The sequence below is a fragment of the Microbulbifer sp. TYP-18 genome (assembly GCF_040932045.1).
In the GTDB taxonomy this organism is placed as follows: Bacteria; Pseudomonadota; Gammaproteobacteria; order Pseudomonadales; family Cellvibrionaceae; genus Microbulbifer.
Window position 1 is genome coordinate 1 of sequence record NZ_JBFRBC010000052.1, and the last position, 6,014, is coordinate 6,014.

The 6,014-nt window shown below is 51.1% G+C and carries 10 protein-coding genes; all 10 read right to left on the minus strand.

The window, feature by feature from the left end; all coding sequences use genetic code 11:
* Positions 1-160 precede the first annotated feature (160 nt).
* The 10 genes from ABVT36_RS18475 to ABVT36_RS18520 all read right to left on the minus strand — a co-directional run bounded on the left by ABVT36_RS18475 (position 161) and on the right by ABVT36_RS18520 (position 5,492).
* Positions 161-592, minus strand: coding sequence for a DUF6011 domain-containing protein (locus ABVT36_RS18475; protein ID WP_368457878.1), 432 nt, complete (start codon positions 590-592; stop codon positions 161-163).
* Between the two features lie 93 nt (positions 593-685).
* Positions 686-1,138 (minus strand): hypothetical protein, encoded by a 453-nt coding sequence (locus ABVT36_RS18480; protein WP_368457879.1) that lies wholly within the window; start codon positions 1,136-1,138, stop codon positions 686-688.
* A 68-nt stretch (positions 1,139-1,206) separates the two neighbouring features.
* Positions 1,207-1,695: a siphovirus Gp157 family protein gene (locus tag ABVT36_RS18485; RefSeq protein ID WP_368457880.1), complete on the minus strand. Its 489-nt coding sequence runs from the start codon at positions 1,693-1,695 to the stop codon at positions 1,207-1,209.
* A 31-nt stretch (positions 1,696-1,726) separates the two neighbouring features.
* Positions 1,727-2,380 (minus strand): hypothetical protein, encoded by a 654-nt coding sequence (locus ABVT36_RS18490; protein WP_368457881.1) that lies wholly within the window; start codon positions 2,378-2,380, stop codon positions 1,727-1,729.
* Positions 2,377-3,021, minus strand: coding sequence for an AAA family ATPase (locus ABVT36_RS18495; RefSeq protein WP_368457882.1), 645 nt, complete (start codon positions 3,019-3,021; stop codon positions 2,377-2,379). The genes ABVT36_RS18490 and ABVT36_RS18495 overlap by 4 nt, the downstream gene beginning before the upstream one ends.
* Positions 3,018-3,188: a hypothetical protein gene (locus ABVT36_RS18500; protein ID WP_368457883.1), complete on the minus strand. Its 171-nt coding sequence runs from the start codon at positions 3,186-3,188 to the stop codon at positions 3,018-3,020. The genes ABVT36_RS18495 and ABVT36_RS18500 overlap by 4 nt, the downstream gene beginning before the upstream one ends.
* Positions 3,181-3,507, minus strand: a complete 327-nt coding sequence (locus ABVT36_RS18505; protein ID WP_368457884.1) for a hypothetical protein — start codon at positions 3,505-3,507, stop codon at positions 3,181-3,183. Before ABVT36_RS18505 ends, ABVT36_RS18500 begins: the two co-directional genes overlap by 8 nt.
* A complete protein-coding gene (locus ABVT36_RS18510; RefSeq protein ID WP_368457885.1) occupies positions 3,504-3,998 on the minus strand; it encodes an HNH endonuclease in 495 nt (164 codons plus the stop codon). Before ABVT36_RS18510 ends, ABVT36_RS18505 begins: the two co-directional genes overlap by 4 nt.
* Positions 3,995-4,390 (minus strand): hypothetical protein, encoded by a 396-nt coding sequence (locus tag ABVT36_RS18515; protein ID WP_368457886.1) that lies wholly within the window; start codon positions 4,388-4,390, stop codon positions 3,995-3,997. The genes ABVT36_RS18510 and ABVT36_RS18515 overlap by 4 nt, the downstream gene beginning before the upstream one ends.
* Positions 4,391-5,054: 664 nt before the next feature.
* The gene (locus ABVT36_RS18520; protein ID WP_368457887.1) at positions 5,055-5,492 is read right to left on the minus strand and encodes a hypothetical protein; all 438 of its coding nucleotides are present in this window, start codon (positions 5,490-5,492) and stop codon (positions 5,055-5,057) included.
* Positions 5,493-6,014 lie beyond the last annotated feature (522 nt).

Here is a 6,014-nt window from a genome sequence, read left to right on the forward strand (position 1 = left end):
CAATGCTCCTCTCGTCGACATCGCCTGGCGCTATGTGACCGGCTGAAATCAGTTCTCTTAACCACTGGGCCGCAAATGGATCAATCTCGTTGTAATAAGCTGCCATCACTCGTTGCCTATGTACTGCGGTACCACTGCATACACTGCTGTATCTCGTGTATTACCCACCTCTTGAATCCTGGAAACACTGCAAGGCTTGGTGCTCTTCAGTAATACGCCGTCCAGCAGAGTTTGGTAGCGGTGCAAACCCCTTAAAAGAGCCATCGCTTTTGGCCTTCAACTGGTCCCACTCTCCTTCGCTGTCTCGATAGATAATTCGTTCCGGCAGGGAACCAATCTGGTCGGCTATCTGCTTCAGTACCAGTTCTGCACCGTTGGTGACGGTTACGGTAGGGTGCCTTTCGTCATACAAATCGACAATGCAAAGTACGGATTGCCCGGTAACTTCGCGTAGATAAAAATCATAAATAGGCGCTCCAGGCAGAAACAGATCGCCCTGAGCCCCGTGCTTTGCGTAGCAGATTGGTCCCATTCCGCGTGCCAATGACCGTGGGTCAGTGAGCGCATGGTGGCAGATTAGGCATGCGGTCATAGCATTAACTCCCTTAAAGCAGGCCCCGTACTGGCGGCCCTAACGGTTACTACTGACTGATTGCGCCGGGGCGCTGGATAAAAGGGATTACCACTACCGTGATCCAAAATCGTCTTTTACTCTGGTGATTATTTTTCTGTTGGCAGGGATATGGTGTTCACTGTAAGGCGAGGCTTGGTCAAGGTGTTCTTCAAAATATGCGAGGCAGGCTGCAAATCCGCCATTGTCCCGCCGCTTGGCTAATTTCTTGTAATGGTCCCCCTTCAAAATGAGGCGCAAGCTGTTATCGTCATATGTTGGGGTATAGCCAAGGATGATAATCGCTGTTTCTGGCCCACTAACAAACAATGGGTTATTGTCAAGTTGCAGGTAGTAGTGTTTGATTTCTGGCTGGTCTTGTTTCTCAGTAAAACCGCCATTCAACTGGAAAACCCGATTGGCTGCATCTTCAATGCTTGAGTGATCCGAATCCGGCTCCCACTGACCATCTGGTTTATAGAATCCAACGGTCCAAAGTCCTGGTTCGCTTCGTATATGAACGTACATGTATTTCTCCTTAATTTAAATTTCGACTGCCATATAACTACTGATGGTTAAAGGTGCCGGGGCGCTGGTTAACCAATTCTTAGACCGTATTGGCCCTCTTCAAGATGAGCACCCGCTACCAGTTGACCGGATTGCAGTGCCTTTTTGATTTCGGTTTTAATTGGCTTACGCTCCACCTTTACGAATTCATCGCTTAGAGAGGATTCTTCGTCAATCACTACGATTTTCTGTGGCTTTGTCAGTTTTACAGGCAGCTCGGCATCCTTCACCGCCATTAGTTCACAACGGACCATGGCCGAGCGAATGTACTCTTTGAAACTGGCCGCACGGTTCTCCAGTGCTCGACGGCGGACAGCCATACCTCGCTCTGCTTCCTTGATCGCATTGGCTTCGGCTTCAATACCCTTGAGGTACTTTGCGCAATTAATTACTTTGTTTTCGAGTTGATCATTGAGGGCAGACATTGAGTCTTCAATGATTTGCTGGTCGAGGTCTTCCATGCTATTTAGCAGGTCCAATGCTTGACGGTGCTCTTCGGCGATTTGATAGAGGTTCATAGTCTTATCCTTAACCAGTGGTTTCCTGGTGCTAGAATGGAATGTCGTCGTCAAAATCCGGAATTTTATGAGCGCCGGGAGCCTTGATATTGCCGCTACCAATACTTGTCGCTGGAGGTCGGGTTTGCGCTGGTAGCTTTTTGTCCTGCAAGTTCTGAAGGATTTTCTCCAGTTTTTTTGCCGGCTCCTGGTCCAGCAGCTCAATAGCAAGTTGACTGGTCTCGGCGTTGTATGGGGCGTAGAAGTTAGGACGCTGTTTTACCTCACCAGAGCCATTCAAATACTCTTCTATCTGGAACACGATTCCGACAGGTCTATTCATCAAGTCTGGGAATATTTCCGCTTGAACCTTGGCCACTTGACGGGTATCAAAATCGTATTCCTCAATAGTGGCCAGCTGCGGCCGAATATCGCGCAGCTTGAGGACCGCCATAAGTGCCTGCAGCTGTTTGCAGCCGTAAATGACCTCACCGCTCTTGTTATGGGTGTATAGGGTGAAGCGCGCCTGCTCCCCGGCCTTACTCTCAAATTCGCATTCAACACCCACAGCACCTGTGGTGGCGACAATATGCTTTGCCTTGGTCAGAACACCGATATAGGCACCTGATTCATGGATACGGTGATTTCCACCTCCAGAGCCCTCTCGGGCATCATTGGCGTTGAGTTGATAGTTATATGCGTTCACGCTGCTTTCTCCTCCGCGGGCTGATTGATGCCGTAGTAGCTACAGATGGCGCTATCTACTAAGGCGAGGTCGTTGTCGATACGGTTTTGATCGAACAGGCCGATAGGGGTTTTAACCGTATCGGCTCCGTTGTTCTGGGTGGAGAAGTGGTAGCCTTGGTCGCTCACTATTGTGCGCAGTACGATGGTAAACAACCCCTCTACCGTGATTTTTTCATCCAGCAGCTTGCCGATTGTTTTGGCTTTGGTGTTGCCGAAGTCGTCGGTTTGGGTGTGACTGAGCAAATAGACTCGCACATGCTCTGCAGCCTGTTGCGCGGCCATCATCACTGACCAGGCGTGATGACCGATCTCGGTAAACTTGTCGAATCCCTTTTCCTGGGAGCGACGCATAAACTCGTTGGCTAACAGGTACTGGAAGTCGTCAATCACAACGATTTCCTTCCCGAGCTCTTCTGCCTTGCGAATACCACTAATGATCCGCTCCCAACTGTCGGTAACAGCGGGTTTCCACCCTCTTGAGCGAAACGGTAGAGGCTTCTTGATGGTTTGAATAAGGAGGGTCCTGTTCGGGTCCAGATTGCGCAGGGAGGCGCTTTTGCCCGTACCGGATTCACCCAACACCATGACAGGGATACTCATTGTTCGCTCCTTTCGGTTAGCATCTGTTCTTGCGCATATTGGGCGGCGTAGCCCCGCTCGAAATCCTCGGTCTCGTTCAATGGAGAGGGCAGGCCGGTCTGGCAGGATTCCTGGCCGCGCAAGAAGTCGTCGGGATTGGTAATTGAATTGATTGGTTGTTCAGACATAACGGTCTTCACACTCCCAGTTGATTTTGCGTTTAGCCACTTCCTGCTGCGACTCGTTTAAGATGACCTCGCTTTCATCCACCCAGATGCCACGGCAAAGATCGCCGACCGGGTAGGGGTTTTCACAGTGACCCCAGCGCTGATAGGACTGACGGCAGCGCTCGCGAACGGCTTTGCAGACCTCTTCCCACCAGTCCATGTCACAAGCGCGAACCACGGTTACTTTCAGGTCAGGAAACAGGTAGCTGGCCCGACGGCTGGCGGCGACCACGGTGGCGCTAATGCTGGCTGTATCGAGGTTGAGTCGTATGGATTTCATTGTTCAGCCACCTCCGCTCGCATTGCTTCGCGCAGCCGTACCTTCTCCATCACGGGCAGATTTCCGGCTTTGAGATTGCAGGGCTTGTGAGCCAGCACCAGATTCTCTAATCGGTTCGGGCCGCCCTGATTGAGTGCAACCAGATGTTCCTCAGTGACATCGCGGCCAAGTGGCTGTCCACAGTAGAAGCACTCATCACCGTCTCGGTTCAGGAGCTGTTGCTTGCGCCTATTGCAATAGGTCCGCTTCGTTGGCTTTCCTTTTCCTGCCCACTTGTTGCCGTTTAAATAGGCGTTTAGTGCTTCCGTAACGATTGGGCCGCTGTTGTAGATATTTTTGTTTTTGGTGTTTCGATAGAGGACGCCAACACCTTGAGCGCATCGGAAACGAATTACTTCAAGCTCATTCGTCGTTGGCAGCATTTCAGCCCCCTGGGCTGTCAACCACTTTATGAACCGGATAATTCGGCGGTCGGATAGCTTCTTGCTCATTCCAGCCAACCCCAGCAGCGGGCCTCGGCTGAGAACTCCTCAAAGTGCTCCTCGGCAATGTGTGCGATGGCGTTGCGGGCTGCCTCTTGGATCTCGAATCCAGCCTCTACAGCGTCGTGTATTGCAAGCAAACCGATGTGTTCAGGGCCGGTGCTGTCGGAGTTCCCGGCCAGGCTGTCGATTTGGTCTGCCATTGCATCGGCGAACAATTCGCGAGCGTGCACGGCAGCTTTGCTCAAAACGCCGCGCTCTTTTAATAAGCGATACTCAATGAATTCGGCGACTGCCTCGATGTCCTTTTGAGTGATTTCCCGCTGGTTGTCCTGGTGACACTCGTAGTCGGGCAGGGCTTCCTCTACTGGCCTGGCTGAGCTGGTGGCGAAGTTCATCATTGCGCTACCCCCTGAGATTGCTTCAGGCCGGGTTCAGTCTGGCGAGGGATACTGTCGAGGCGGATACAACCGTTTGTCAGAATTGTGCTGGATATAGACGAGCCTATTTGAGACTCTTTTTGACGCTCAAACCTTCTAAAAGAGTCTCTACTTGCGGCAACCGAGTTTTTGCTTTTGACGTGCATTATCTGGTCCTCATTTAGAGCGCCAGATAAATGTATCATAATGATACATTTAAGCAAGAGAATTGGTAAATTATTTTATCTTTTGGCGGGAAATTCTTTAGTTTGCAGCTTGGAAATATATGGGCTATCCCCGAATAATGGCGGCATGCGCATCTGGTTCAGCTTGTAGGCTAGGGGCCATCCCGATGCCACAGTTTGCAAGAATTGGTCAGTATTAATCATAAAGATGTACGCTTGTGCCCGCTTTTCCTCTTGCTTCGGGATCATAATTTCCTGTAGTTACTCCAAATCCTAGGGAGGGGGGTATGGCATGAATCGTGTAGTGAGGAGACCAGAGCAGCCGCTAATCTCTAGTTGGTTGGTTACAGCGGCGATCAGGGCGGGGCTCAATAGAGCGGGCTTTCAATGTGGTCAGTGCGCGAAGCTTCCACTTTGTAGCAAAATTGCTCAAGAGGAGTTTTGTCTGGAGTGGGAGTTTTCTACTCTCCCTGATAAATCATGCGAATTGCAAAAGCTGGATCTACAACCTCTGTAGTGTTTGCCTGTTCTGTGTATGCGTAGACAGTGGCGATAGCTCGCGCGCGCGCGTCTGTGGGCATCTTTTTGATGCCAAGGTCCTCTATTTTTTTCTCTACAGCACTGATACAGGCGACAAGCAGATCAATGTTTATACCGTTGCCAGTCGTAACCGTGCTGGCTTCATTGCTGTGCATAACGTCGAGCCAGCCTTTTTCCTTATTGCAGGCTTCTTCTATACGTCGAGCAACGGTTGCTCCAATCCGGCGCCGGGGGTTAGGGCCAATTAGCTGGGAGAGCTGTGAGGAAGCCATACCCAGGGCTTCCGAGAACTCTCTGAGATTGTTAAACGTCTTGGACAACTGCCTGGCGTTCTCGAGCCGGATATCGCCAACTTCCATGCGTGTTCGCCTGTAGAGCATATTTAGAAACCACGCCATTCTGGTAAACCCCCCAAATGTGATCAACTGGCCAAAATGATTCATCATGGCGTAGTTATCTACATCAAAAAATTATCAAATGTTGCTAAAAGTGTATCATTGGGATACATTTCCTCCATGAACCCAAGTGAATATCTCAAGTCGATGAGCCAGCGGGAGCGGGCGAGCTTCGCAAAGAAGATTGGTACGACTCTCGGGTATCTGAACCTGATAAGAAGCGGATACCGCCGCCTTGGCCCAAGTCTGGCTAAGAAGTTTGTCTTGGAAACTGGGGGGGAGGTTAGTTTGGAGGAAGCTCGCCCCGACATTTGGTGCGGGAGTTCTGAATCCTCTCGGGTAGCCCATAAGGAGCGATGCGATCAGCCTGCGGTAGCGGACGGCGGGAAAGACCGCTGACAGCCGGGAAAGACCGGCACCAAGCAATCCACCCACAGGATGGAGCTGAGTACAGCGCTCGGGGGGGAGATCAGGCACGACACGACC